The sequence below is a fragment of the Pseudotabrizicola algicola genome (genome assembly GCF_010915705.1).
Classification (GTDB): Bacteria; Pseudomonadota; Alphaproteobacteria; order Rhodobacterales; family Rhodobacteraceae; genus Pseudotabrizicola; species Pseudotabrizicola algicola.
Genome location: NZ_JAAIKE010000001.1, coordinates 171,313 through 193,502 on the forward strand (window position 1 = coordinate 171,313; position 22,190 = coordinate 193,502).

Annotated in this window: 21 protein-coding genes; 15 read left to right on the plus strand and 6 right to left on the minus strand. The window is 64.6% G+C overall.

Annotated features, from left to right (window positions below; all coding sequences use genetic code 11):
- Positions 1-2: 2 nt before the first annotated feature.
- Together G3572_RS00820 and G3572_RS00825 are read left to right on the plus strand one after the other, a co-directional pair.
- Positions 3-464, plus strand: a complete 462-nt coding sequence (locus G3572_RS00820) for a cytochrome c-type biogenesis protein (protein WP_164608780.1) — start codon at positions 3-5, stop codon at positions 462-464.
- Positions 465-532: 68 nt separating this feature from the next.
- The gene (locus tag G3572_RS00825; protein WP_164608781.1) at positions 533-1,309 is read left to right on the plus strand and encodes an enoyl-CoA hydratase-related protein; all 777 of its coding nucleotides are present in this window, start codon (positions 533-535) and stop codon (positions 1,307-1,309) included.
- Positions 1,310-1,353: 44 nt separating this feature from the next.
- On the opposite strand, the gene G3572_RS00830 is transcribed toward G3572_RS00825, so the two are convergent.
- From G3572_RS00830 to G3572_RS00855, 6 genes are all read right to left on the minus strand, one after another.
- On the minus strand, positions 1,354-1,743 hold the full coding sequence (locus tag G3572_RS00830) for a hypothetical protein (RefSeq protein WP_164608782.1): 390 nt from the start codon (positions 1,741-1,743) through the stop codon (positions 1,354-1,356).
- Complete coding sequence (ilvN, locus tag G3572_RS00835; protein WP_164608786.1) at positions 1,743-2,303, minus strand: acetolactate synthase small subunit; 561 nt, start codon at positions 2,301-2,303, stop codon at positions 1,743-1,745. Before ilvN ends, G3572_RS00830 begins: the two co-directional genes overlap by 1 nt.
- Positions 2,304-2,390: 87 nt before the next feature.
- Complete coding sequence (locus tag G3572_RS00840) at positions 2,391-4,145, minus strand: acetolactate synthase 3 large subunit (protein ID WP_164608788.1); 1,755 nt, start codon at positions 4,143-4,145, stop codon at positions 2,391-2,393.
- Positions 4,146-4,549: 404 nt separating this feature from the next.
- Positions 4,550-5,464, minus strand: a complete 915-nt coding sequence (locus G3572_RS00845; protein WP_164608789.1) for a calcium/sodium antiporter — start codon at positions 5,462-5,464, stop codon at positions 4,550-4,552.
- A 187-nt stretch (positions 5,465-5,651) separates the two neighbouring features.
- Positions 5,652-6,302, minus strand: coding sequence for a response regulator transcription factor (locus tag G3572_RS00850; RefSeq protein ID WP_164608791.1), 651 nt, complete (start codon positions 6,300-6,302; stop codon positions 5,652-5,654).
- Complete coding sequence (locus G3572_RS00855) at positions 6,299-7,699, minus strand: cache domain-containing protein (RefSeq protein ID WP_164608793.1); 1,401 nt, start codon at positions 7,697-7,699, stop codon at positions 6,299-6,301. Before G3572_RS00855 ends, G3572_RS00850 begins: the two co-directional genes overlap by 4 nt.
- A gap of 220 nt (positions 7,700-7,919) precedes the next feature.
- Between G3572_RS00855 and G3572_RS00860 the strand changes: the two genes are divergently transcribed.
- From G3572_RS00860 to G3572_RS00920, 13 genes are all read left to right on the plus strand, one after another.
- Positions 7,920-9,005 carry a TRAP transporter substrate-binding protein gene (locus G3572_RS00860; RefSeq protein WP_164608795.1) on the plus strand — a complete coding sequence of 362 codons (1,086 nt, stop codon included), beginning with the start codon at positions 7,920-7,922 and terminating at the stop codon, positions 9,003-9,005.
- Between the two features lie 101 nt (positions 9,006-9,106).
- On the plus strand, positions 9,107-10,054 hold the full coding sequence (locus tag G3572_RS00865) for a TRAP transporter small permease subunit (protein ID WP_164608796.1): 948 nt from the start codon (positions 9,107-9,109) through the stop codon (positions 10,052-10,054).
- A gap of 15 nt (positions 10,055-10,069) precedes the next feature.
- On the plus strand, positions 10,070-12,421 hold the full coding sequence (locus G3572_RS00870; protein WP_164608797.1) for a TRAP transporter large permease: 2,352 nt from the start codon (positions 10,070-10,072) through the stop codon (positions 12,419-12,421).
- Positions 12,422-12,561: 140 nt separating this feature from the next.
- Positions 12,562-13,347: a ThuA domain-containing protein gene (locus tag G3572_RS00875; protein ID WP_164608799.1), complete on the plus strand. Its 786-nt coding sequence runs from the start codon at positions 12,562-12,564 to the stop codon at positions 13,345-13,347.
- A complete protein-coding gene (locus G3572_RS22345; protein ID WP_354003972.1) occupies positions 13,344-14,396 on the plus strand; it encodes a Gfo/Idh/MocA family protein in 1,053 nt (350 codons plus the stop codon). Before G3572_RS00875 ends, G3572_RS22345 begins: the two co-directional genes overlap by 4 nt.
- A gap of 147 nt (positions 14,397-14,543) precedes the next feature.
- Positions 14,544-15,803 carry a beta-ketoacyl-ACP synthase II gene (gene fabF, locus G3572_RS00885; protein WP_164608800.1) on the plus strand — a complete coding sequence of 420 codons (1,260 nt, stop codon included), beginning with the start codon at positions 14,544-14,546 and terminating at the stop codon, positions 15,801-15,803.
- 3 nt (positions 15,804-15,806) lie between these two features.
- On the plus strand, positions 15,807-16,985 hold the full coding sequence (gene mltG / locus G3572_RS00890; protein WP_164608801.1) for an endolytic transglycosylase MltG: 1,179 nt from the start codon (positions 15,807-15,809) through the stop codon (positions 16,983-16,985).
- A 207-nt stretch (positions 16,986-17,192) separates the two neighbouring features.
- Entirely contained in the window at positions 17,193-17,528 is a 336-nt protein-coding gene (locus G3572_RS00895; RefSeq protein WP_164608802.1) for a hypothetical protein, read from the plus strand.
- A complete protein-coding gene (locus G3572_RS00900) occupies positions 17,479-18,822 on the plus strand; it encodes a DNA-packaging protein (protein ID WP_164608804.1) in 1,344 nt (447 codons plus the stop codon). Before G3572_RS00895 ends, G3572_RS00900 begins: the two co-directional genes overlap by 50 nt.
- Positions 18,823-18,875: 53 nt before the next feature.
- Positions 18,876-20,066 (plus strand): phage portal protein, encoded by a 1,191-nt coding sequence (locus G3572_RS00905; protein WP_164608806.1) that lies wholly within the window; start codon positions 18,876-18,878, stop codon positions 20,064-20,066.
- Positions 20,063-20,305 carry a GTA head formation protein, RCAP_rcc01685 family gene (locus G3572_RS00910; RefSeq protein ID WP_164608808.1) on the plus strand — a complete coding sequence of 81 codons (243 nt, stop codon included), beginning with the start codon at positions 20,063-20,065 and terminating at the stop codon, positions 20,303-20,305. The genes G3572_RS00905 and G3572_RS00910 overlap by 4 nt, the downstream gene beginning before the upstream one ends.
- A 4-nt stretch (positions 20,306-20,309) precedes the next feature.
- Positions 20,310-20,858, plus strand: coding sequence for an HK97 family phage prohead protease (locus G3572_RS00915; RefSeq protein ID WP_164608810.1), 549 nt, complete (start codon positions 20,310-20,312; stop codon positions 20,856-20,858).
- Positions 20,859-20,892: 34 nt separating this feature from the next.
- Entirely contained in the window at positions 20,893-22,089 is a 1,197-nt protein-coding gene (locus tag G3572_RS00920) for a phage major capsid protein (protein ID WP_164608811.1), read from the plus strand.
- The last annotated feature ends 101 nt before the right edge of the window (positions 22,090-22,190 follow it).

A 22,190-nucleotide genomic window follows, 5' to 3' on the forward strand; every position in this document is an offset into this window, starting at 1 on the left:
GGATGAAACACCTCCTCCTTGCCGCGCTCATGGCCTTTGTGCCGCTGTCCCCTGTCTTTGCGGTGCAGCCCGACGAGGTGCTGGCCGACCCGGCGCTGGAGGCGCGGGCGCGCGCCATCAGCCGCGATCTGCGCTGCCCTGTCTGTCAGGGGGAATCGATTGACGATTCCAATGCCCCGATCAGCCGCGACCTGCGGCTTGTGGTGCGCGAGCGGATCATGGCCGGAGACAGCGACGCCGAGGTGATCGATTTCGTCGTCAGCCGTTACGGCGAATTCGTGCTGTTCAACCCGCGCGCCGAAGGGGCCAACCTGATCCTTTGGCTGGCAGGGCCGGCGGTTCTGCTGCTGGGGGGCATCGGTGCCTTTGGCTATATCCGGCGGCGCGGGCAGGCCGGCGGCGCGGCGGCGGTGCCGCTCAGCCCCGAAGAACAGGCGCGACTGCGCGATCTTATGGGCAAGTGACGCGGCGTTTGGCCTTTTCTTGCCATCCGGTGCGGATAGTCTGACGCGCAGGCGTTGAGGGGGACCCGATGGACTATCAGACGATCAGCGTGACCGAAGCCGGTGGGGTGGCAACACTGACCCTCGACCGGCCCGAGGTGATGAATGCACTTTCCAGCCAGATGCGTGCCGAACTGCTTGACGCGCTGCGCCATGCAGGGCGATCGGCCCGCGTGATCGTGCTGACGGGGGCAGGGCGCGCCTTTTGCTCGGGCCAGGATCTGGGCGACCGCGCCAAGATTGCCGAGATCGACTTGGAGCGCACGCTGCGCGACGAGTATGAGCCGCTCTTGCGCGCGATCATGGATTGCCCGGTGCCAACCATCGCGGCGGTGAACGGGGCGGCGGCAGGGGCGGGGGCCAATCTGGCGCTGGCCTGCGATGTGGTGATCGCGGCGCAAAGCGCCAGCTTCATCCAGGCCTTCACCCGCATCGGGCTGATGCCGGATGCGGGCGGCACCTATTGGCTGCCGCGTCAGGTCGGTTTTGCCCGCGCGATGGGGGCGATGCTGTTTGCCGACAAGATCACGGCGGCGCAGGCGGCGGACTGGGGGATGATCTGGGAGGCGGTGCCGGACGAGGCCTTCGCCGACCATATCGCGGCCCGCGCCGGGGCCTTGGCCAAGGGGCCGACGGTGGCCTATCGCGGGGTCAAGCAGGCGCTGCGGCAAAGCTATGCCAATGATCTGGAGGCGCAACTGGCGCTAGAGGCGCGCCTGCAGGGGGCCTGCGGGCGGACGCGCGATTTCATGGAGGGCGTGGTGGCCTTCCTCGACAAGCGCCCGGCCGCGTTCGAAGGACGCTGAAAGGCAGCCCCCGGCGCGGCGGACGCGCGGGGGCTTCCTTCGGGTCAGCCGCCGTTGCCCTGCGGCTGCGGTGCGGGGCAGGGTTGCAGCAGACGGATGCCGCGTTCGGTCATGATGACCACGACCTCGGACGCTTCCTCGCCCTCCACCCCCAGCAGGGGCGCGCGGGCGGCCAGAACCCGCCCAACGGGTTCGGACATGCCCTCTTCGGTCATGGTGCCTTCAAACAGCAGCACATTCAGGCCGCGCACGCTCTGCGGATCGTCAAGGCGGATCGCCCCACCTTCGCCGCCCGGAAAGTAGCTTTCGCGGTCATAGCGTGCTTCGGCATATGCGCCGCATTGCTCGGGCTTGCCGTAATCGGCATAGGGCTGCGCGACAAGCGGCGTGGCGCAGAGGGCGGCGGCGGCGGCCGAGAGGACCAGCGCCCGCATCACGCGCCCCGCGCCAGCGCGGCGACGCCGGTGCGCGCAATCTCGCGCAGGCCCAAGGGGCGCATCAATTCGGCAAAGCTGTCGATCTTCTCGGGCGTGCCGGTCATCTCGAACACAAAGGATTCCAGCGTGCTGTCCACCACATGCGCGCGGAAGATCTCGGCCAGCCGCAGCGCCTCGATCCGGTGTTCGCCCTTGCCCGCCACCTTGAACAGCGCCAGTTCGCGCTGCACCGAAGGGCCTTCCTCGGTCAGGTCATGCACCTCGTGCACCGGCACGATGCGCGCCAGTTGCGCCTTGATCTGCGCGATGATCTGCGGCGTGCCGCGCGTCACGATGGTGATGCGGCTCAGATGGCCGGTGTGATCGGTCTCGGCGACGGTCAGGCTTTCGATGTTATAGCCGCGTCCCGAGAACAGCCCGATCACCCGCGCCAGAACCCCCGGCTCGTTGTCGACGATCACGGCCAGCGTGTGGCTCTCGATCACCTCGGCATAGGGATCGCGCAGGTCATAGGCGGAATGGCTGGTCGAGCCGGTTTTGATATTGAGCGGCGACATGGGCCTGCCCTTTCATCTGTTCATAAATATCCTGGGGGTCCGGGGGCAAAGCCCCCGGGAGTTCAGCAAAAGATCACGCGGCAGGCTTCACACCAACACCGCGCCCTTCGCCCCGATCACGCCTTGCGTATCGGCATCGCCGAGCAGCATCTCGTTGTGCGGCTTGCCTGACGGGATCATCGGGAAGCAGTTCTCGTGCTTTTCAACCAGGCAATCAAAGATCACCGGACCGTCATAGCGGATCATCTCCATGATCGCATCGTCGAGGTCTTTTGGATCATCGACCTTGATGCCCTTGCAGCCGAAGGCCTCGGCCAGTTTCACGAAATCGGGCAGGGATTCCGACCAGCTTTGGCTATACCGCTCGCCATGCAGCAATTCCTGCCACTGGCGCACCATGCCGAGGCGTTCGTTGTTCAGGATGAACTGCTTCACCGGCGCGCGGAACTGCATGGCGGTGCCCATTTCCTGCATGTTCATCAGCCAGCTTGCCTCGCCCGCCACGTTGATCACCAGCGCGTCGGGATGGGCGATCTGCACGCCGATGGAGGCGGGCAGGCCATAGCCCATGGTGCCGAGCCCGCCCGAGGTCATCCAGCGGTTCGGGTCCTCGAACCCGAGGAACTGCGCCGCCCACATCTGGTGCTGGCCCACTTCGGTGGTGATGTAGCGGTCCATGCCCTTGGTCAGCGCCTCGAGCCGTTCCAGCGCGTATTGCGGTTTGATGATGCTGGTCGAGTTCTTGTAGGTCAGGCATTTCACCGCCCGCCATTCGTTGATCTGCGTCCACCATTTGGCCAGACCGGCCTTGTTCACCTTGCGCCCGCGCGATTTCCAGATGCGCAGCAGGTCTTCCAGCACATGGCCCACATCGCCGAGGATCGGCACGTCGACACGCACCACCTTGTTGATGGAGGAGGCGTCGATGTCGATATGCGCCTTGCGCGAATTGGGGCTGAAATCCTTGATGCGGCCGGTGATGCGGTCGTCAAAGCGGGCGCCGATGTTGATCATCAGATCGCAGCCGTGCATGGCAAGGTTGGCTTCATAGAGCCCGTGCATCCCCAGCATGCCCAGCCAGTTCTTTCCGCTTGCCGGATAGGCGCCGAGCCCCATCAGGGTGGAGGTGACGGGAAAGCCGGTGGCCTCGGCCAGTTCGCGCAGGAGCTGGCTGGCGGCGGGGCCGGAGTTGATGACGCCGCCCCCCGTATAGAGGATCGGGCGTTCCGCGGTCTCGATCATCTCGACCAGACGGGTGATCTGGTCGATGTCGCCCTTCAGCTTGGGCTGGTAATGGCTGGTCTTGATCTTTTCCTTCACCGTGTAATCGGCGGTGGCGAATTGCACGTCCTTGGGAATGTCGATCAGCACCGGGCCGGGGCGGCCCGAGCGCGCGACGTGGAAGGCCTGATGGATAGTGGCCGAGAGGTTGGCGGTGTCTTTCACCAGCCAGTTCATCTTGGTGCAGGGGCGGGTGATGCCCACCGTGTCGGCCTCCTGGAAGCCGTCGGTGCCGATCATGAAGGTGGGCACCTGACCCGTCAGCACCACAAGCGGGATGGAATCCATCAGCGCGTCGACCAGGCCGGTCACGGCGTTGGTGGCACCGGGGCCGGAGGTCACCAGCGCCACGCCCACCTTGCCGGTGGACCGCGCATAGCCTTCGGCCATGTGGATGGCGCCCTGTTCGTGGCGGACAAGGATGTGGCGGATGTCGTTTTGCTGAAAGATCTCGTCGTAGATCGGCAGGACCGCGCCGCCGGGATAGCCAAAGACCACTTCAACGCCTTGATCCTTCAGCGCCTGCACCACCATCCGGGCACCCGTCATCGCCTGTGTCATCGTCCGTTTCTCCGCCTGTGCCAGTCTTGCCTAATCTGTCTGTCGCAACAAAAAGCCCCCGGGGTTTCCGGGGGCGCATGGGAACCTGTTATGGTCAACCGTTACCGGCCCATGCGCCAAAAACCCCCAAGTACGAGAATGTGCAGCATCGCCGCCCCCTCCAAACCTTCCGCTGGGCAAACTATGGCGGCATCTGGGGGGCGTCAACCGCAAAAAACTGAATAATCTGTCGCAAGGGGTGGCTATTTTTGATTTTTTCTTACGTTTGCGTGATAGTCGCGGCAACTTATGAAAAAGAACGCTGCGTTTTGGCCTCTGCCGCGCAAAGGTGAGTCGCAAGGAAAGCCCCGCCGGTGCGGGGCACGGGCGGGGCGAGGGGGGCTTGGGTGGCGCTGCGCGTTCGGTCAGGCCATGATGAGGGCGACATAGCCTGCGTAGATCGCGAGGAGCGCCACACCGGCAAGGCGGGGGATGCCCTTGAGCAGCACCGCGAAAAGCACCAGCAGCAGGGCGGTTCCCGCCACCCAGGGCATGTCAGCGCTGGCAAAGCGCGGATCGGCGGGGATGGGCAGGATCAGCGCGGTGATGCCGAGGATCGAGAAGATGTTGAAGATGTTCGAGCCGATCACGTTGCCGACCGCGATCTCGGTCTGTTTGCGGAAGGCGGCGATCACGCTTGTCGCCAGTTCGGGCAGGCTGGTGCCGACTGCGACGACCGTCAGGCCGATCACCGCCTCGGAGACGCCGAAGGTGCGGGCGATCTCGGTGGCGCTGTCGACCAGAAGCCGCGCGCCGATCACCAGAACGATAAGCCCGCCGATCGTCTGCGCGATGGAGATGGGCATCGAGGACGGCGGTTCGGCATCAAGATCGGGTTCCTCCTTGCCGAGGAAAAAGGCCATGCCCATGAACACGGCCAGACCGGCCAGCAGGATCACCCCGTCAAGGCGCGAGATTGACCCGTCGAGCAGCATGATCCAGAGCGCGGCGGTGGCGACCACCATCACCCCCAGATCGCGCCAGACCTTGCGCAAGGGGATCATCAGCGCGGCGATGGCTGCCGAGGTGCCGAGGATCAAGAGGATATTGGCGACGTTCGATCCCAGCACATTGCCGATGGCGATGGCGGGCTGGCCGGCCATTGCGGCCTGTATGGACACCAGAAGCTCGGGCGCCGAGGTGCCGAAGCCCACGATGGTCAGGCCGATGACCATGGGGGAAAGGTTGAAGTGACGCGCAATGTTCGATGCGCCGCGCACCAGATATTCGCCGCCGAGGAACAGGGCGACGAGCCCGATGCAAAACAGAAGATAGGTCAAGGTTATGTCCCCGTTGGAGGCTGTCAGCCGCAATGTGATCCTGGCATGACTTTGGTGCGCCTGCCCGAAATGCAAGGGGCGGGCGGGGAAACATGCGCGCGAAATCCAGATTTAACGGGCGGTGTGGCCGGAAGGGCAAAGGCAGGAGAGGCGCCCTCGCGGGCGGGGGGCGGCGCTTGCGGCCCGGTCAGCGGCCATGCCCGGTGCCTTGCAGCACGCCATGTTCCATCGCATAGCGCGTCAGCCCCGCGGTGGAGGCGATGCCGAGCTTGCGCTTTATGTTCTTGCGATGCGTCTCCACGGTGCGCACCGAGATGTCGAGGGTCAGCGCGACCTCTTTGTTGGACTGGCCGCGCGCGAGTTCGAGGAGGATGGTCTGCTCGCGGCTGGTCAGCGGCTCGCGCGCGCCGTCCGGCACGGGTTTGAGGCTTTTGCTGGCCCCCGTGCACAGATAGCGGCGCCCCTGCATCACGGTATCTATCGCGTGCTTCACCTCTTCGGTCGGCACGTCCTTGAGCAGATAGCCCATCGCGCCGTGGCTGAGGGCGGTGGAGATGTATTCGCGGCTGTCATGCATCGACAGGATCAGGATGCGGGTGTCGGGACGGCTTTCGAGGATGATCTCTGTCGCGGTCAGCCCGCCGACCTGCGGCATGTTGAGATCGAGAAGGATGACATCGGGGTCAAGCTCGGCCACGCGGTCGATGGCCTGACGCCCGTTGCACAGCGTGCCGACGACAAGGATGTCATCATAGGTTTCCAGAATAGCACGTATGCCTGCGGCCACCATCGGGTGATCGTCCACGATCAGGACGCGGGTCTGGCTGGGTTCGGTCATCCTTGCGCCTCTGCGGTTTCGGTGGGGGGGAGCATGTGGGAGAGCGGCACCTGCGCTTCGATCAGGGTGCCGGTGCGGGTTGACAGGATGCGCAGCGTGCCGTCAAGCCGCTCCATCCGTTCGGCCATGTTGCGCAGCCCCAGCCCCTCGCGGCGGGTGGCGGGCATGCCGTGGCCGTTGTCCTCGATGCGCACGACAGCGCCGGTCTTGGTGCCGCGCACCAGCATCTTGACGCGGGTTGCACCCGAGTGGCGCTCGATATTGGTCAGCGCCTCTTGGGCGATGCGGTAGAGGGCGATCTTGGCCTCGGAATCAAGGCGGTTGCGGAAGGGGTTGGTGACATAATCCACCGTGATGCCCGTGCGCCCGCCAAATTCTTCGGCGAGCGATTGCAGGGCGGGGCCAAGGCCCAGATCGTCGAGCACGCCGGGGCGCAGGTCGCGGCTGATCCGGCGCACCTCCTGGATGGCCCCGTTCAGGTTGTCGATGCCCTGGTCGATGCTTTCCCCCGCGCGGGCATCGCCGATCGAGAGGCGGCGGCGCGCGAGTTCTAGGGTGTAGCGCACGCCGACCAGAATCTGGCTGATGCTGTCATGCAGTTCGCGGGCAACGCGGCCGCGTTCTTCCTCTTGCGTGTCGAAGATGCGCTGGGTGAGCGCCTTGAGCTTCTGGTCGGCCAGACGCCGCTCGCGCAGGTTCAGGAACAGACCCGAGAGGAACACGGCCAGAACGGCGGCGGCGGTGATGGCGCCGATGTAGACGAAGGTGCGGGAGACGCGGGCCTCGGTTTCGGCGCGGGCGGCGGCAACAGAAGTGAGCACATCGTCGATGAACACGCCGGTGCCGATGGCCCAGCGCCAGTCTTGCAGGCCGATCACATAGGTGATCATGCGCCCTTCGGTGCCGGTCGACGGTTTTGGCCAGACATAGCTGTGAAATCCGGCGCCCTGACGCGCGAGTTCGATCAGGCGGTCGACCACGGGGGTGCCTTCCGAATCGTGCAGGCCCGCCCAGCCCCGTTCGATCAGCCATGTCTGGCGGGGGCTGACGATGTTGCGTCCGTCATAATCGTAGACGAAGAAGAACCCTTCGGTGCCATAGGTCATCGCCGCAAGGATCTGGGCGACGCGGGTCTTGGCGTCTTCGTCATCGGGCAGCGCATTGCCGTAGATCGGGCCAAAGGCGGTGCGGGCGATCGAGAGGTAATTCTTGAGTTCGGCGCGTTTGGTGGCGACAAGCTGAGCCTCGAGCATGGCGATCTCGCGCTCGGACATCTCGCGTGCTTCGCGCGATACCAGAAACGACAGCATGGCCATGGCCAGCACCAGCGGAAGCGTGGCCAGCAGAAAGACCTTTTGCCCATAGCTGAGTCTGAATCTGCGGGCGGGGTCGTTCATGCCGGTTCTCGCTTGCCTGCGGGCCAGAGTGCGGGCGGATCGCGCCGCGGTCAATCGCGGCGGTGCAGCACACGGGCCCGTGAGGTGAAAATTTTGCGGCTGACGCAGGGGCAAATGCGTATTTGTCGGTATTTTCGCGCTTTCGATGTCACGCTAACGTGAGCCCGTGAGGATGGGTGAGGCCATCCGAAGCCAATCAACCACTGGGAGGAGAGTGCCGATGGATCGTCGTTCCTTTTTGACGAAAGCTGCGCTGGGGGGCGCGACTGCCGCTGCCGCGACCACGCTGGCCGCGCCGATGTATGCGCAGGGCAACCGCACGCTGACGCTGGTCACCACATGGGGTCGCGGATTGGCCGGGGTGCATGACAGCGCCCAGCGCTGCGCCGACATGATCACCGCGCTGACCGACGGGCAGCTGACGGTGGACCTGAAGGCGGCGGGCGAACTGGTGGGCGCGTTCGAGGTGTTCGATGCCGTGACCTCGGGTCAGGCCGACATGTATCATGGCGCGGACTATTATTTCGTGGGCCAGCATCCGGCCTATGCATTCTTCACCGCCGTGCCTTTCGGCATGACCGCGCAGGAACTGGCGAACTGGTATTACCACAATGGCGGCATGGAGCTGCATGACGAGCTGGGCCAGATCTTCGGCATCAAGTCCTTCCTTGCGGGCAATACGGGCGCGCAGGGGGGCGGCTGGTTCCGCAAGGAGATCAACGGTCCCGAGGATTTCCAGGGGCTGAAGTTCCGCATGCCAGGTCTGGGCGGGCTGGCGCTGGGCAAGATGGGCGCGAGCGTGCAGAACATTCCGGGCTCGGAAGTCTATCAGGCGCTGTCCTCGGGGGCGATCGACGGCACCGAATGGATCGGGCCTTGGGCGGACGAGAAGCTGGGCCTGCAGGAGATCACCAAGATCTATTACCCCGCAGGCTTCCACGAACCGGGCGCGGGCCTGTCGCTGGCCACCAACCGCGATGTCTATGAGAGCCTGACGCCGACGCAGCAGAAGATCATCGAGATTGTCGCGGGCGACGGGCACCAGTGGAACCTGGCGCAGTTCCTGACGCAGAACGGCGCGGCGCTGGCCCGGTTGCAGGCAGCCGGCGTGCGCACGATGGAATTCCCCGACTCGGTCTGGGATGCCTTCGGTGCTGCCAGCCAGGCGGTGCATGACGAGAACATGGGCGACGAGATTTACAAGAAGGTCTACGACAGCGCGATGGCCTCGATGCGCGCGTCGTCGTCCTGGCTGAAGATCTCGGACGGGACCTATACCGCGCAGCGCGACCGCGTGCTGGGTTGAGCGCGGGCGCTGGCGGGAGACATCCTGCCGGCGCTGTGCTTTGTGGCTGACCCCGGGGGGATCCTCCCCCCGGACCCCTCTGGGATATTTTCAGACAGAAAATGAGGGGGGTGGATGTGACGGGGGGCGACGTGCTGGACGCAATCGGTTGGGTGATCGGCAATATTGGCATGGCCTTTGTCAACTTCGGGGTGGCGCTGGCCAATCCGGGGATGTGGCTGAACTGGTCGGACCGCGAGGCGCTGGCGCGGTTCATCTATTACGGGGCCTCGGTCGAGTTTTTCTTTGTGGTGTTCACCGCATTTCTGGTGCTGACCGTAATCGGTATGGCAGTGCGGCCGTTTTTGTGGGGCATGGTGCGCGGGCTGGAGGCGATGGCCAACGGGATCGGGCGCTTTGTGGCATGGTTCGGGCTGCTTATGGTGCTCCAGCAGATCGTCATCATCTTCTTGCAGCGCATTTTCCGCGTGGCGGTGCTGGAGTTCGGGCCGTTCGCGCCTTTCGGCTATCCGCTGTTGCCCGGCCCGTCCTTCGCGCGCGATCTGTCGTGGTGGTCGGAAGAATTGAAGCTGTATAACGCGATGATCGTCTGCCTGTGCGTGACCTATACCTTTGTGCAGGGTGGTCATGTGCGCGTCGATCTTTTCTATTCCAGTGTGCGCTTTCGCACCAAACGCCTGATCGATATGGCGGGCTGCCTGTTGTTCATGATGCCTGCGGCGGTGCTGACGTGGCTCTACTCGTGGTTTTTCATGTGGCGCTCGCTGGTCACGCCGAAGGTGTCGGCCAGTGACAAGCTGGACTCCTTGCTGGCCAAGGCGCGCATCTTCAAATGGAATGTCGAGACCATCGCGTTTTCACCAAACGGGTTCGACGCGTATTTCCTGTTCAAGCTGCTGATGATCGCCTTTTGCGCGCTGGTGTTCCTGCATGCCTGGGCCTTCTTGTGGCGATCTTGGCTCGAGTTCGTGGAAGGGCCTGCCGCAGAGGGGCGCTATCTGGACAGGGATGCGCCGGGCAGCAGCACTGACGATCTGCAAACGCGATAAGGGACGGGGATTGCCATGCTTTTTGGTCTGGACGGCGTCGAAGTCGGTCTGATTATCGTGTTCCTGTGCCTGTTTGGCGGGATCATTTCCGGCTTTCCGGTGGCCTTTGCGATCGGTGGGGCCGGGATCATCGGCTTTGGCATCATCGCGGCGCTCGATTCGGCTGGGGTGCTGGTGCATCAGGCCATCGACACGGGATCGGAGGCCTATCGGGCGCTGGTGGCGCAGGGGGTGGCGGCCATCGACATCACTACCTTCCGCTATCCGGATCTGCCACGGGTGGAGGTGGCGCTGTTTCCGGGCGGCTGGGAACTGGCGATGGACCGCAACCTGTCTTTCATCGTCAACCGGATGAACGAGCGGGTCATCGCGGGGGCGTCCATCGAGACGTTGCTGGCGGTGCTGATGTTCGTGATGATGGGCATCGTGCTGGAGCGGTCGAAGATTGCCAATGACCTGCTGACGACGATGGCGCGGGTGTTCGGGCCGTTGCCGGGGGGGCTGGCGGTTTCGGTCGTGGTGGTGGGCGCGTTTCTGGCGGCTTCGACCGGCATCGTGGGCGCCACGGTGGTGACGATGGGGCTTTTGAGCCTGCCCACCATGCTGCGGGCGGGGTATAGCCCGCAACTGGCGACGGGGGTGATCGCGGCAAGCGGCACCCTGGGCCAGATCATTCCGCCGTCGATCGTGATCGTGCTTCTGGGCACGATGGCGGGGGATCTTTATGCCTCGGGTCAGGAGGTGCGGGCGCAGGCGGCGGGGTGCACGGATGCGCTGACCTATCTGGGCAAGGCTGCCGTGGTGTCGGTCGGCACGCTGTTTCAGGCGGCGATCCTGCCGGGGCTGATGCTGGCGTTTCTGTATGCGGCCTATGCCTTCGGCTTTGCGGTGGCCAATCCGTCAAAAGCGCCTGCCATTCAGGTCAGCCACGGCGGCGGCCAGATCATCACCCGGCGCGAGGCGACCACATGGTTTCTGATGGTGCCGGCGGCGCTGATCGGCGGGTTCCTGATGCTGGCGCAGGTCAACCTGATCGGCTCGCAGGACATGACGGTGGACAGTTTCAGCGAGGCCGGGCAGGCCGCATCCTTGCGCACCAATGTGAGCGAGCAGTGCCGCGCCAGCATGATCGCGCTGCACGGGCAGGAGCGGTGGGATGCGGCGGTGGCCGAGCAGGCGGCGATTGCCGAGGCGGGCGGGGCCGTGCAGGCGCGCGCCCTGACCCCCGAGGAGCGGGCGGCGGCGCGGATCGAGCGCGAGGCCAGCCGCGCGCCGGTTGGCTCGGGCGTGGCGGTGTTGCTGCTGCTGGCGGCGCTGACGCTGACCACGGCGCGCGGTCTGGCGCCGATGGCAGACCATCGCCCGGTGTGGGTGGGTCTGGGCGGGGTGGCGCTGGCCCTCGTGGTGGATGCGCTGTTCATCGGGCCGCTGATGTCGCCGGGGATAAGCCTGCTGTGGCTGGCGCTGCCCTTTGCGCTGGTGATCTGGGGCATATGGGCGGCGCTGCCGATGCTGCTGCAAAGCGATATCGTGCGGGTGGTGTTCCCGCCTCTGGTGCTGGTGGTGGCCGTGCTTGGCTCGATCCTCGGCGGGATCACCAACCCCACTCCGGCTGCGGCACTGGGCGCGGGCGGGGCGCTGCTGCTGGCGGCCTATCGGCGGCTGAAGGACAGCGGGCGCAGTCCGAAAATAATCACGGGGGCATCCTTTGCACTGGTCATCATGCTGCTTGTGGGGGTGAACTTTGATCTGCGGCTGGGTCTTGGCACCACCACGACCGAGCAGGTGATTGCCTTCTGGGTGGCGATGGCGGCCTATAGCTTTACGATGTTCGGTATCCTTTACGCCTGCTGGGTGCTGTGGCGCGGGGCGGTGCTGACCTCGGTGGTGCGGGAGACCGCGAAGATCACCAGCATGGTCTTTGCCATCCTGATCGGCAGCCAGATTCTGAACCTTGTTCTGATCAGCTTTGGCGGCGAGCATTACATCCAGAGCTTTTTGCGCAGCTTCGACAATGAGTTGACGGCGTTCCTGATCGTGATGCTGGTGCTGTTCATCCTCGGCTTCGTGCTCGATTTCCTCGAGATCATCTATATCGTGGTGCCGATTGTCGGGCCGGTGATCTATGGCGGCACGTTTGACCCGAGCTGGGTGACCATCATGATCACGGTGAACCTGCAGACCAGCTTCCTCACACCGCCCTTCGGTTTCGCGCTGTTCTATCTGCGCGGGGTTGCGCCCAAGGAGGTGACGACGCGCCACATCTATACGGGGGTGATCCCGTTTGTGCTGATCCAGATGGGGGCGCTGTTACTGCTGTATTTCGCGCCGTGGATCGTGACGATCGTGCCGAACCTGCTCGGCTGACTTCGGCGCGGCGGAAAGCTGCGGCGGCTGATTGTCGCCTTGCGCTTTGGCATGTGGCCTTCCCCGTGCGGATCACTCTGCCAAAGCGCTTTGGCTTGTGTTAGGCAGCATCCGTTAGCGCAATCAAGGAGGGAATCGCCATGGCGATCCGGGTGACGGTGTGGGGCGAGAACGTCCATGAGCGGAAGAACAAGGTCGTGGCCGATATTTACCCTGCGGGCATGCATACGGCGATTGCCGATGCCTTGAACCGCGATGCGGGCATTCGCGCCTCGACCGTGACGCTGCAAGACCCCGAGCACGGGATGACCGCAGAAAAGCTGGCCGAAACCGATGTGCTGATCTGGTGGGGCCATGCGGCGCATGGGGATGTGGCCGACGAGGTGGTGGAACGCGTTTGCAATGCCGTCTGGTCGGGCATGGGGGCGATCTTCCTGCATTCGGCGCATTTCGCCAAGCCGTTCAAGCGGCTGATGGGCGCGCCCTGCAACCTGACATGGCGTGAGGCGGGCGAGCGCGAGCGGATCTGGCTGACCAGCCGCAGCCACCCGATTGCAGCCGGGCTGCCCGATCATTTCGAGCTTGAGAACGAAGAAATGTATGGCGAGCCCTTTGGCGTGCCCGAACCGATGGAGACGGTGTTCGTTTCGTGGTTCCAGGGCGGCGAGGTGTTCCGCTCGGGCCTGACCTACAAGCGGGGGGCGGGGTCGGTCTTCTATTTCCGTCCGGGGCATGAAACCTATCCGACCTATCACGACGCCAATGTGCAGCGCGTGATCCTGAATGCGGTGAAATGGGCGCATAACCCTGCGGCGCGACTGGCCGATGCCTCGGCTGCGCCGAATGTGCCGGTGGATCAGGCGCTGGAGCCGATCACCGAGCGCGGCCCGCGGCTGCACCATGACGGCGAGGAGGGGTTCCGGTGACGATACGGCTTCTTATCCTTGGCACCGGGGGCATGGCGGCGAACCATGCCGAGGGCTTTTCGGCAATAGTTGGCGTCGAGCTGGTGGCGGGGGTCGATACCCGTCCGGCGCAGCTTGCCGCGTTTTGCGAGACGCATGGTATCGCGCAGGGCTTTGCTTCGGTGGCCGATGCCATCGCATGGGGGCAATTCGATGCGGTCACCAATGTGACACCGGATGCGGCGCATTTCGCCACCACCATGCCGATGCTGGCGGCGGGCAAGCATGTCTTGTGCGAAAAGCCGCTGGCAACCAATGCTGCCGATGCCGAGGCGATGGCCGCGGCGGCGGCGGGGGCGGGCGTCGTGAATATGGTGAACCTGAGCTATCGCAACGGTGCCGCGCTGCAAAAGGCGGCCCAGATGGTGGCGGAGGGGGCGATCGGCCGCGTGCGGCACTTCGAGGCGTCTTACCTGCAAAGCTGGCTGACGCAGCCGGCTTGGGGCCAATGGTCGGAGCAGCCGCAATGGCTGTGGCGGCTGTCCACCGCGCATGGATCGAAGGGCGTGCTGGGGGATGTGGGCATCCATATCCTCGATTTCGCCACCTTCATCGCCGGAGAGGCGGCGGTGGATGTCTCGGCGCGGCTGGCGACCTTTGACAAGGCGCCGGGCGGGCAGATCGGCGAATACACGCTGGATGCCAATGACAGTGCCACGATGCAGATCCGCCTCGCGGGCGGGGCTTTGGGGGTGGTGCATGCCACGCGCTTTGCCACCGGCCATCTGAACGATCTGCGCTTGCGGATCTATGGCGATCTGGGCGGGCTGGAGGTCGGTTTTGAAAACAAGGTCAGCCATTTGCGCGCCTGTATCGGTGCCGACCGTCTGACGGCGACTTGGGCCGATGTCGACTGCCCCGAGACGCCCTCGGTTTACGAGCGTTTCATCGCGGCCATTCGGGGCGAGGCTCCGGCGATTCCGGACTTTGCGCGCGGGGCCATGTTGCAGCGTCTGCTGGACCGCGCCGAGGAAAGCGCGCAGCGCGGTGGGCTGGTGCTGACGGTCTGATATTTTCTGTCTTCAGATATCCCGGGGGGCGGGGGGCTGGCCCCCCGTTTTCCGCCGCCGTGCCCCATGTGACCGCCCCGGCGGTTGCGCTGAACCTGACCCGCGTGTATCACGCGGCAAAGCCTTATCGTGCCGAGGAGACAACATATGCGTCGGGTCGTTGTGACGGGTCTGGGGATGGTGACACCGCTTGCCTGCGGGGTCGAAGAGACCTGGAGCCGGTTGTTGGCCGGGCAGTCCGGCGCGGGGCCGATTACCCGCTTTGATCCCGTGAATGTGGTCACGCAATATGCCTGCGAGATCCCGCTGGGCGATGGCAGCAATGGCACCTTCAACCCCGATGACTGGATGGAGCCGAAAGACCGCCGCAAGGTGGATGATTTCATCCTTTATGGCATGGCCGCCGCAACGCAAGCGGTTCGCGATTCCGGCTGGGTGCCTGCCACCGAGGATGAGCGCGAGCGGACGGGCGTGATGATCGGCTCGGGCATCGGCGGCTTGTCGTCGATTGCTGAAACGGCTGTTCTTATCAAGGAGAAGGGGCCGAAGCGTGTCTCGCCCTTCTTCATTCCCGGTGCGCTGATCAACCTTGTTTCGGGGCAGGTCAGCATCCGTTTCGGTTTCAAGGGGCCGAACCATGCGGTGGTGACGGCCTGTTCCACGGGCGCGCATGCCATTGGCGATGCGGCGCGGCTTATCATGCTGGGGGATGCCGATGTGATGGTGGCAGGCGGGGCGGAAAGCCCGATCAGCGAGATCGGGATTGCAGGGTTCAACGCCTGCAAGGCGCTGTCGACCAAGCGGGCCGATGATCCGGCCAAGGCCAGCCGCCCCTATGACGCCGACCGCGACGGGTTCGTGATGGGCGAAGGCGCGGGCGTGGTGGTGCTGGAAGAATACGAGCATGCCAAGGCGCGCGGCGCAAAGATCTATGCCGAAGTGCTTGGCTATGGTCTGTCGGGCGATGCCTATCACATCACCGCCCCGTCCGAGGATGGCGATGGCGGCTATCGCAGCATGGCGGCGGCGCTGAAGCGGGCGGGGCTGACGCCCGCGGATATCGATTACATCAACGCGCATGGCACCAGCACCATGGCCGACACGATCGAGCTTGGCGCGGTCGAGCGGCTGATGGGCGATGCGGCGGCGGGGGCCACGATGTCTTCGACCAAGTCGAGCATCGGGCATCTTCTGGGCGCGGCGGGCGCGGTCGAGGCGATTTTCTGCATTCTGGCGATCCGCGATCAGGTGGCACCGCCGACGATCAATCTGGACAATCCGGCGGTGACGCCAAAGCTGGACCTTGCGCCGAATGTCGCGCGGCATCGCAAGATCGATGTGGCCTTGTCAAATTCCTTCGGCTTTGGCGGCACCAATGCCAGCCTCGTTGTCGGCAAGGTGCGCTGAGATATGTGGCGCTCTATCGCCTCCAACGCGCTGACCTTGTTCATTGTGCTGCTGGTGATGGCGGCGGGGCTTCTGGCTTGGGGGCGCGAAGCCTATCGCGGGCCGGGGCCATTGACCGAGGCCATCTGTTTCCGGGTGGAGCGCGGGGCGTCGCTGAGTTCGGTGAGCAGGGCGCTGGAGGCGCAGGGGGCGGTTTCGGATGCGCGGATTTTCAGGATCGGCGCGGATTATTCCGACAAGGCGCAGCTTTTGAAGTTCGGCAGCTATCTGATCCCTCCGGGGGCGTCGATGGTGGATGTGCTCAATTCGCTGACAGTCGGGGGGCAATCGACCTGCGGGCGCGAGGTGAACTTCCGCATCGGGGTGAACAGCGCCGATGTGGTGCTGCGCGAGCTGGATGCCGCCAGCAACCGCTATGTCGAGGTGGCCAAGTTCGACCCTGCGGTGGAGGCGAAGCCGCAGGCCTATGTCGATGTGATCGAGGAGTCGGACCTGCGTTTCCGCGTGACGCTGGCGGAGGGCGTGACAAGCTGGCAGGTGGTCGAAGCGCTCAAACGCGCGGATTTCCTGACCGGCGAGATTGCCGCGGTGCCGCCCGAGGGAAGCCTTGCGCCCGACAGCTATGAGGTGGACAAGGGCTCTGACCGGGGGGCCTTGCTGGCCCGCATGGCGGCGGCGCAGCAGCAGATTCTGGCCGCGCTCTGGGCCAGCCGTGCCGATGGTCTGCCCTATGCCTCGCCCGAGGAGGCGTTGATCATGGCCTCCATCGTCGAGAAGGAAACGGGCGTCGCGGAAGAGCGCCGGCAGGTGGCGAGTGTTTTCGTGAACCGGCTGGAGCGGGGCATGCGGCTGCAGACCGACCCGACGGTGATCTATGGCATCACGATGGGGCAGGGCGTTCTGGGGCGCGGTATCCGGCAGAGCGAGTTGCGGCGCGCGACGCCCTATAACACCTATGTCATCGACGGCTTGCCGCCGACGCCGATTGCCAACCCGGGCCGGTTGAGCATCGAGGCTGCGCTGAACCCCGACACCACGGACTACATCTTCTTTGTGGCCGATGGCACAGGCGGGCACGCCTTTGCGGTGACCTTGCAAGAGCACAATGCGAATGTGGCCCGCTGGCGCGAGATCGAGCGGCAGCGCGGGCAAGAGGGGCAGACCGGGGTGCAGGGGGAATAGGCGCGGCGCCGAGTGGTTAGCAACTGGTTAACGCTGCGCACGCTAAGTCACTGGTATTGCTGATTTTTCGGCTTGACTTTCCGCGCGGTCCCATGTAGTGATTGTGACATGCTAGAAGAAGTGTCGAGAGCGGCGGGGTAACACCCTTGGCCGCTCTTTTTCATTTCTGCTCGTCCGGAGGGATAGCGAGGCGGGTGGCAGCACAGCATGACAATCAACTTCAAGGCAATTGACGCAGAAAAAACTGAAGCGCCACAGAACCTGTTGTGGGTGGCCGAGCGGCAACTGGAGCGGGCCGTCGTTACGTTTCAGCAGATGATCGACGCGGTTGAAACCGGACGGTTTGACCAGTTGGCCGAAGCCAAGAAGGTCACGGACACGCTGACGGGCTTTGTCCGGCTCTATATGGATGAGAGGAACAAAGTTGAAAAACTCCGCAAAACTCTTGCCGGGGCTGTCGGAACCGGCGAGCTCGACTTTGCAGCCGCGCGCGATGAGATCGGGCGGCGTCTGGCTCTCCTCCGCGACGCCGGAGGTGATTGACAGCTTTCTGAACGGGCTTTCGAGCGAGGCGCTGCTGGCCTTGCCGTGGATGTTCGAATTCTGGGCGCTGCCGCACCAGTTGCCGCCAGAGGGGGCGTGGAAGAGCTGGGTCATCATGGGGGGGCGCGGTGCGGGAAAGACGCGGGCGGGCGCCGAATGGGTGCGGGCGCAGGTGGAAGGCGCGCGCCCCCTCGACCTCGGCCGCGCCAGCCGCGTGGCCTTGGTGGCCGAGACGGTCGATCAGGCGCGGGAAGTGATGGTGTTTGGCGACAGCGGGATTCTGGCCTGTTCGCCCCCCGATCGCCGCCCCGAATGGAATGCGACGCGGCGGATGCTGACCTGGCCGAACGGGGCCACCGCGCAGTGCTTTTCGGCGCATGATCCTGACAGCTTGCGGGGACCGCAGTTTGATGCGGCTTGGGTGGATGAACTGGCCAAGTGGAAGAAGGCGCAGCAGACATGGGACCAGTTGCAGTTTGCGCTCCGTCTGGGACCCAACCCGCAGCAGGTGGTGACAACGACGCCGCAGAACATTCCGGTTCTCAAGGCTATCTTGAAAAACCCCTCCACGGTGATGACCCACGCACCCACCGATGCCAACCGCGCCTATCTGGCGAAATCCTTCCTCGAGGAGGTGCAGAGCCGCTATGGCGGGCAGCGGCTGGGGCGGCAGGAGCTGGAGGGGGAGCTGATCGAGGATATCGACGGCGCTTTGTGGACGGTCGGCATGCTGGAGGCCGCGCGGGGACCGTCGCCGGAGCGGCTGAGCCGGATCGTGGTGGCGGTGGACCCGCCGGTGACCGCGAAGGCCAGTTCGGATGAATGCGGCATTGTGGTGGTGGGGGTGTTGTCCGAAGGGAACCCGCGTGACTGGCGGGCGGTGGTGCTGGAAGATGCCAGCATCAGCGGCACCCCCACCGACTGGGCCAAGGCCGCCGTGGCCGCCTACGAGCGCCACGGGGCTGACCGGATGGTGGCCGAGGTCAATCAGGGCGGCGACATGGTGGAACAGATGATCCGCCAGCAGGGCGCGCTGGTATCTTATCGGGGCGTCTCTGCGACGCGGGGCAAGAGCCTGCGCGCCGAGCCCGTGGCGGCCCTGTATGAGCAGGGACGGGTGGTTCACAGCGCCTATTTTCGCAAACTTGAGGACCAGATGTGCCTGATGACCCGTACCGGCTTCAAGGGAGAGGGCAGCCCTGACCGGGTCGATGCCTTGGTCTGGGCGCTGCATGAGGCGATGATCGGACCCGCAAAGAGCTTTGGCGGCGATCCGCGGATGCGGGTGCTGTAGCGCCGCAAGGGCGCACGTCGGGGTGTTCCCGGAACAACGGAGATCAGAAAAACATGGTGTTCAACTTTCTGCGGCGGGGCGAGGTTTTGCCCGCGCCCTCTGCCGTCATGGAGAAAAAGGCGAGCGCCACCGGGCGCATTGCCGCGTGGGGAAGCGCGGGCCGTGTGAAGTGGAGCCCGCGCGATGCGGTGTCGCTGACGCGCACGGGATTTTTGACCAATCCGGTGGGCTTCCGGGCGGTCAAGCTGGTGGCCGAAGCCGCTGCGGCGCTGCCCCTGGTTTGCCAGGATACCGAGCGGCGGTTTGACCAGCATCCGGTGCTGGCGCTGATCAGCCGGCCCAACAGCGCACAGGGGCGCGCCGAGTTTCTGGAAGCCGTCTATGGCCAGTTCCTTCTGAGCGGAAATGCCTATCTGGAGGCGGTTCCGGGCGCAGGGGCAATGCCGGCCGAATTGCATGTGCTGCGATCAGACCGGATGGCGCTGGTGCCGGGGGCGGATGGCTGGCCGGTGGCCTATGACTACACTGTCGGCGGACGCGCGCACCGGTTTGACATGCGCGGCGCGATGAAGCCGATCTGCCATCTGAAGGCGTTTCACCCGCAGGATGATCATTACGGGCTGTCGCCCATGCAGGCGGCAGCGGTGGCGGTGGATGTTCACAACGCGGCAAGTGCATGGTCGAAAGCGCTTTTGGACAATGCGGCGCGACCTTCGGGCGCGATTGTCTACAAAGGGGTGGACGGGCAGGCGTCTTTGTCGAGCGACCAGTATGACCGGCTGGTGGGCGAGATCGAGGCCAACCACCAAGGCGCGCGCAATGCCGGGCGGCCGATGCTGCTGGAAGGCGGGCTGGACTGGAAGCCGATGGGGTTTTCGCCCAGTGACATGGAATTCCAGAAAACCAAGGAAGCGGCGGCGCGGGAGATCTCGATTGCCTTTGGCATCCCGCCGATGCTGCTGGGGATTCCGGGTGATGCGACCTATGCGAATTACCAGGAGGCGAACCGCGCCTTTTACCGGCTGACCGTGTTGCCGCTGGCCGCCAAGGTGATGGCGGATGTCAGTCACTGGCTGGCGGGTTTTGCCACCGAGGCGGTGGAGCTGAAGGTCGATCTGGACCAGATTCCGGCGCTTGCCGCCGAGCGTGACCAGCAATGGGCGCGGGTCGGGGCGGCGGATTTTCTGACCGTCGCCGAAAAGCGCCGCCTGCTGGGCCTGCCTGCGGTGTCTGACGACACATGACGATCCGAAAGCCCGGAGGGTCACGCTTTTTATACGACAGTTTCGATGCGGCGGCGGCGCGGATTGAAGCCAATGAACGGGTGGCCGAGGAGCGTTGGGCGGCGCTGGAGTTTCGTCTCGGCCAGATCGACGCGGTGCTGGAACGCTTGGAAAAGCGCATCTGGCTGGGCGTCTACGGGGTTGCGGCCTTTCTGCTGGCGCAGGGGGCCGAGGCCATTCTTCAGGCGGCGATGAGGTGAAGGGATGAAGGATTATGGCGCGCCGGAGCGGAAGTATCTGCGACCGGAGCAGGGTTTGACCGTGACCGATGGTCGGGTCGTCGAAGGTTATGCCAGCCTTTTCGGCGTGAAGGATCAGGGCGGCGATGTGGTGCAGGCGGGGGCTTACCGGGCCTCGCTGTCGCGGTTGATGGCCAAGGGCGGCAAGGTCAAGATGCTGTGGCAGCATGATCCGGCCGAGCCGATTGGCGTCTGGGACGAGGTACGCGAGGATGCGCTTGGCCTGTGGGTCAAGGGGCGCATCCTGACGGAGGTCAGTCGGGGCCGCGAGGCGGCGGCCCTGTTGGCGGCGGGGGCGATTGACGGCCTGTCGATCGGCTATCGCACGGTGAAGGCGGAACGTGACGGCAAGGGCCAGCGGCTTTTGTCGGAACTGGAGCTTTGGGAAGTGTCCTTGGTGACCTTTCCGATGCTTTCCGAAGCGCGGGTGCAGGCGAAATCTGAAGATGACGCACACTGGCGGCAACTGGCGCAGGTCTTCGAGGACGCGCGCCGACAACTGGCCGAGCGGTAACGCCCCGGCTTTCGTTCAAACATCAGGAGTGACGATGACCGAGAGAAAGGCTCGGGCCGGGGAAGATTTGCCCACGGCCCAGAATTCGGGGGCGGAGATCAAGTCCGCGGTGACCGGGTTCATGAACGAACTCAAAATTTTTCAGGCTGAAGTGAAGAAATCGCTGCAAAATCAGGAAGAGCGACTGACCATGTTGAACCAAAAGACGATGACCTATGGCCGTCCGGCCCTGTCGGCTGCCGCAGAGCAGGACGCGCCGCACCAGAAGGCCTTTGACGCCTATCTGCGCTCGGGCGACGATGACGGGCTGCGGGGGCTGGTGCTGGAGGGCAAGGCGCTCAACACCGCTGTGGCGGCGGATGGTGGCTATCTGGTGGACCCGCAAACGGCGGACACGATCCGCTCGCTGCTGGTGTCGACCTCGTCGCTGCGCTCGGTGGCCAATGTGGTGCAGGTCGAAGCCACGTCCTTTGACGTGCTGATCGACCGGTCCGAGGTCGGATCGGGATGGGCCACCGAAACGGCGTCGCAGGCGGAAACCGCGACGCCGGCCATCGAGCGCATTTCGATCAAGTTGCACGAGTTGTCGGCGATGCCGAAAGCGAGCCAGCGCCTGCTGGATGACAGCGCCTTTGATGTCGAGGGCTGGCTTGCGGGCAAGATCGCGACGCGCTTTATCCGCGCCGAGGCAGCGGCCTTTGTGAGCGGAGACGGCGTTGACAAGCCGCGCGGGATCATGCTGCCGCCGAAGGTGCCGAATGCCTCGTGGGCCTGGGGCTCGTTGGGCTATGTGCCGACGGGCGCGACGGCCGATTTTGCCTCGACCAATGCGGCCGATTGCATCGTCAATCTGGTCTATGCGCTGGGCGCCAATTACCGTGCGAACGGCACCTTCGTGATGAATTCGAAAACCGCCGGAGCCGTGCGCAAGATGAAGGATGCCGATGGCCGCTTCATGTGGTCGGACGGGCTGCAGGCCGGCGAGCCGTCGCGTCTGATGGGCTATCCTGTGCTGATCTGCGAGGACATGCCGGACGTGGCCGCCAATGCCCATCCGATTGCCTTTGGCGATTTCGCCTCGGGTTACACCATTGCCGAGCGCCCCGATCTGCGCATCCTTCGCGATCCGTTCAGCGCCAAGCCGCATGTGCTGTTCTATGCCAACAAGCGCGTCGGCGGCGATATCACGGATTTTGCGGCGATCAAACTGTTGAAAGTTGCGGTCTCGTAAGACCCCGGCTGCGGCCAGCCCGTACGAGCGGGCTGGTCTGATTTCAGGCGCGCGCCGGGAAAACCCATGCCGTCTAGCTGCTCCCCCCTCCGACCGAGCGG

Bases quoted from the DNA above. Each gene is read 5' to 3' on its own strand.
- G3572_RS00860 (WP_164608795.1), top strand. From the start codon at position 7,920: ATGGATCGTCGTTCCTTTTTGACGAAAGCTGCGCTGGGGGGCGCGACT.
- G3572_RS00895 (WP_164608802.1), top strand. From the start codon at position 17,193: ATGACAATCAACTTCAAGGCAATTGACGCAGAAAAAACTGAAGCGCCA.
- G3572_RS00875 (WP_164608799.1), top strand. From the start codon at position 12,562: ATGGCGATCCGGGTGACGGTGTGGGGCGAGAACGTCCATGAGCGGAAG.
- G3572_RS00910 (WP_164608808.1), top strand. From the start codon at position 20,063: ATGACGATCCGAAAGCCCGGAGGGTCACGCTTTTTATACGACAGTTTC.
- G3572_RS00830 (WP_164608782.1), bottom strand. From the start codon at position 1,743: ATGCGGGCGCTGGTCCTCTCGGCCGCCGCCGCCGCCCTCTGCGCCACG.
- G3572_RS00870 (WP_164608797.1), top strand. From the start codon at position 10,070: ATGCTTTTTGGTCTGGACGGCGTCGAAGTCGGTCTGATTATCGTGTTC.
- G3572_RS00855 (WP_164608793.1), bottom strand. From the start codon at position 7,699: ATGAACGACCCCGCCCGCAGATTCAGACTCAGCTATGGGCAAAAGGTC.
- G3572_RS00915 (WP_164608810.1), top strand. From the start codon at position 20,310: ATGAAGGATTATGGCGCGCCGGAGCGGAAGTATCTGCGACCGGAGCAG.
- G3572_RS00820 (WP_164608780.1), top strand. From the start codon at position 3: ATGAAACACCTCCTCCTTGCCGCGCTCATGGCCTTTGTGCCGCTGTCC.
- G3572_RS00840 (WP_164608788.1), bottom strand. From the start codon at position 4,145: ATGACACAGGCGATGACGGGTGCCCGGATGGTGGTGCAGGCGCTGAAG.
- mltG (WP_164608801.1), top strand. From the start codon at position 15,807: ATGTGGCGCTCTATCGCCTCCAACGCGCTGACCTTGTTCATTGTGCTG.
- G3572_RS00900 (WP_164608804.1), top strand. From the start codon at position 17,479: ATGAGATCGGGCGGCGTCTGGCTCTCCTCCGCGACGCCGGAGGTGATT.
- G3572_RS00865 (WP_164608796.1), top strand. From the start codon at position 9,107: ATGAGGGGGGTGGATGTGACGGGGGGCGACGTGCTGGACGCAATCGGT.
- ilvN (WP_164608786.1), bottom strand. From the start codon at position 2,303: ATGTCGCCGCTCAATATCAAAACCGGCTCGACCAGCCATTCCGCCTAT.
- G3572_RS00920 (WP_164608811.1), top strand. From the start codon at position 20,893: ATGACCGAGAGAAAGGCTCGGGCCGGGGAAGATTTGCCCACGGCCCAG.
- fabF (WP_164608800.1), top strand. From the start codon at position 14,544: ATGCGTCGGGTCGTTGTGACGGGTCTGGGGATGGTGACACCGCTTGCC.
- G3572_RS00825 (WP_164608781.1), top strand. From the start codon at position 533: ATGGACTATCAGACGATCAGCGTGACCGAAGCCGGTGGGGTGGCAACA.
- G3572_RS00850 (WP_164608791.1), bottom strand. From the start codon at position 6,302: ATGACCGAACCCAGCCAGACCCGCGTCCTGATCGTGGACGATCACCCG.
- G3572_RS00905 (WP_164608806.1), top strand. From the start codon at position 18,876: ATGGTGTTCAACTTTCTGCGGCGGGGCGAGGTTTTGCCCGCGCCCTCT.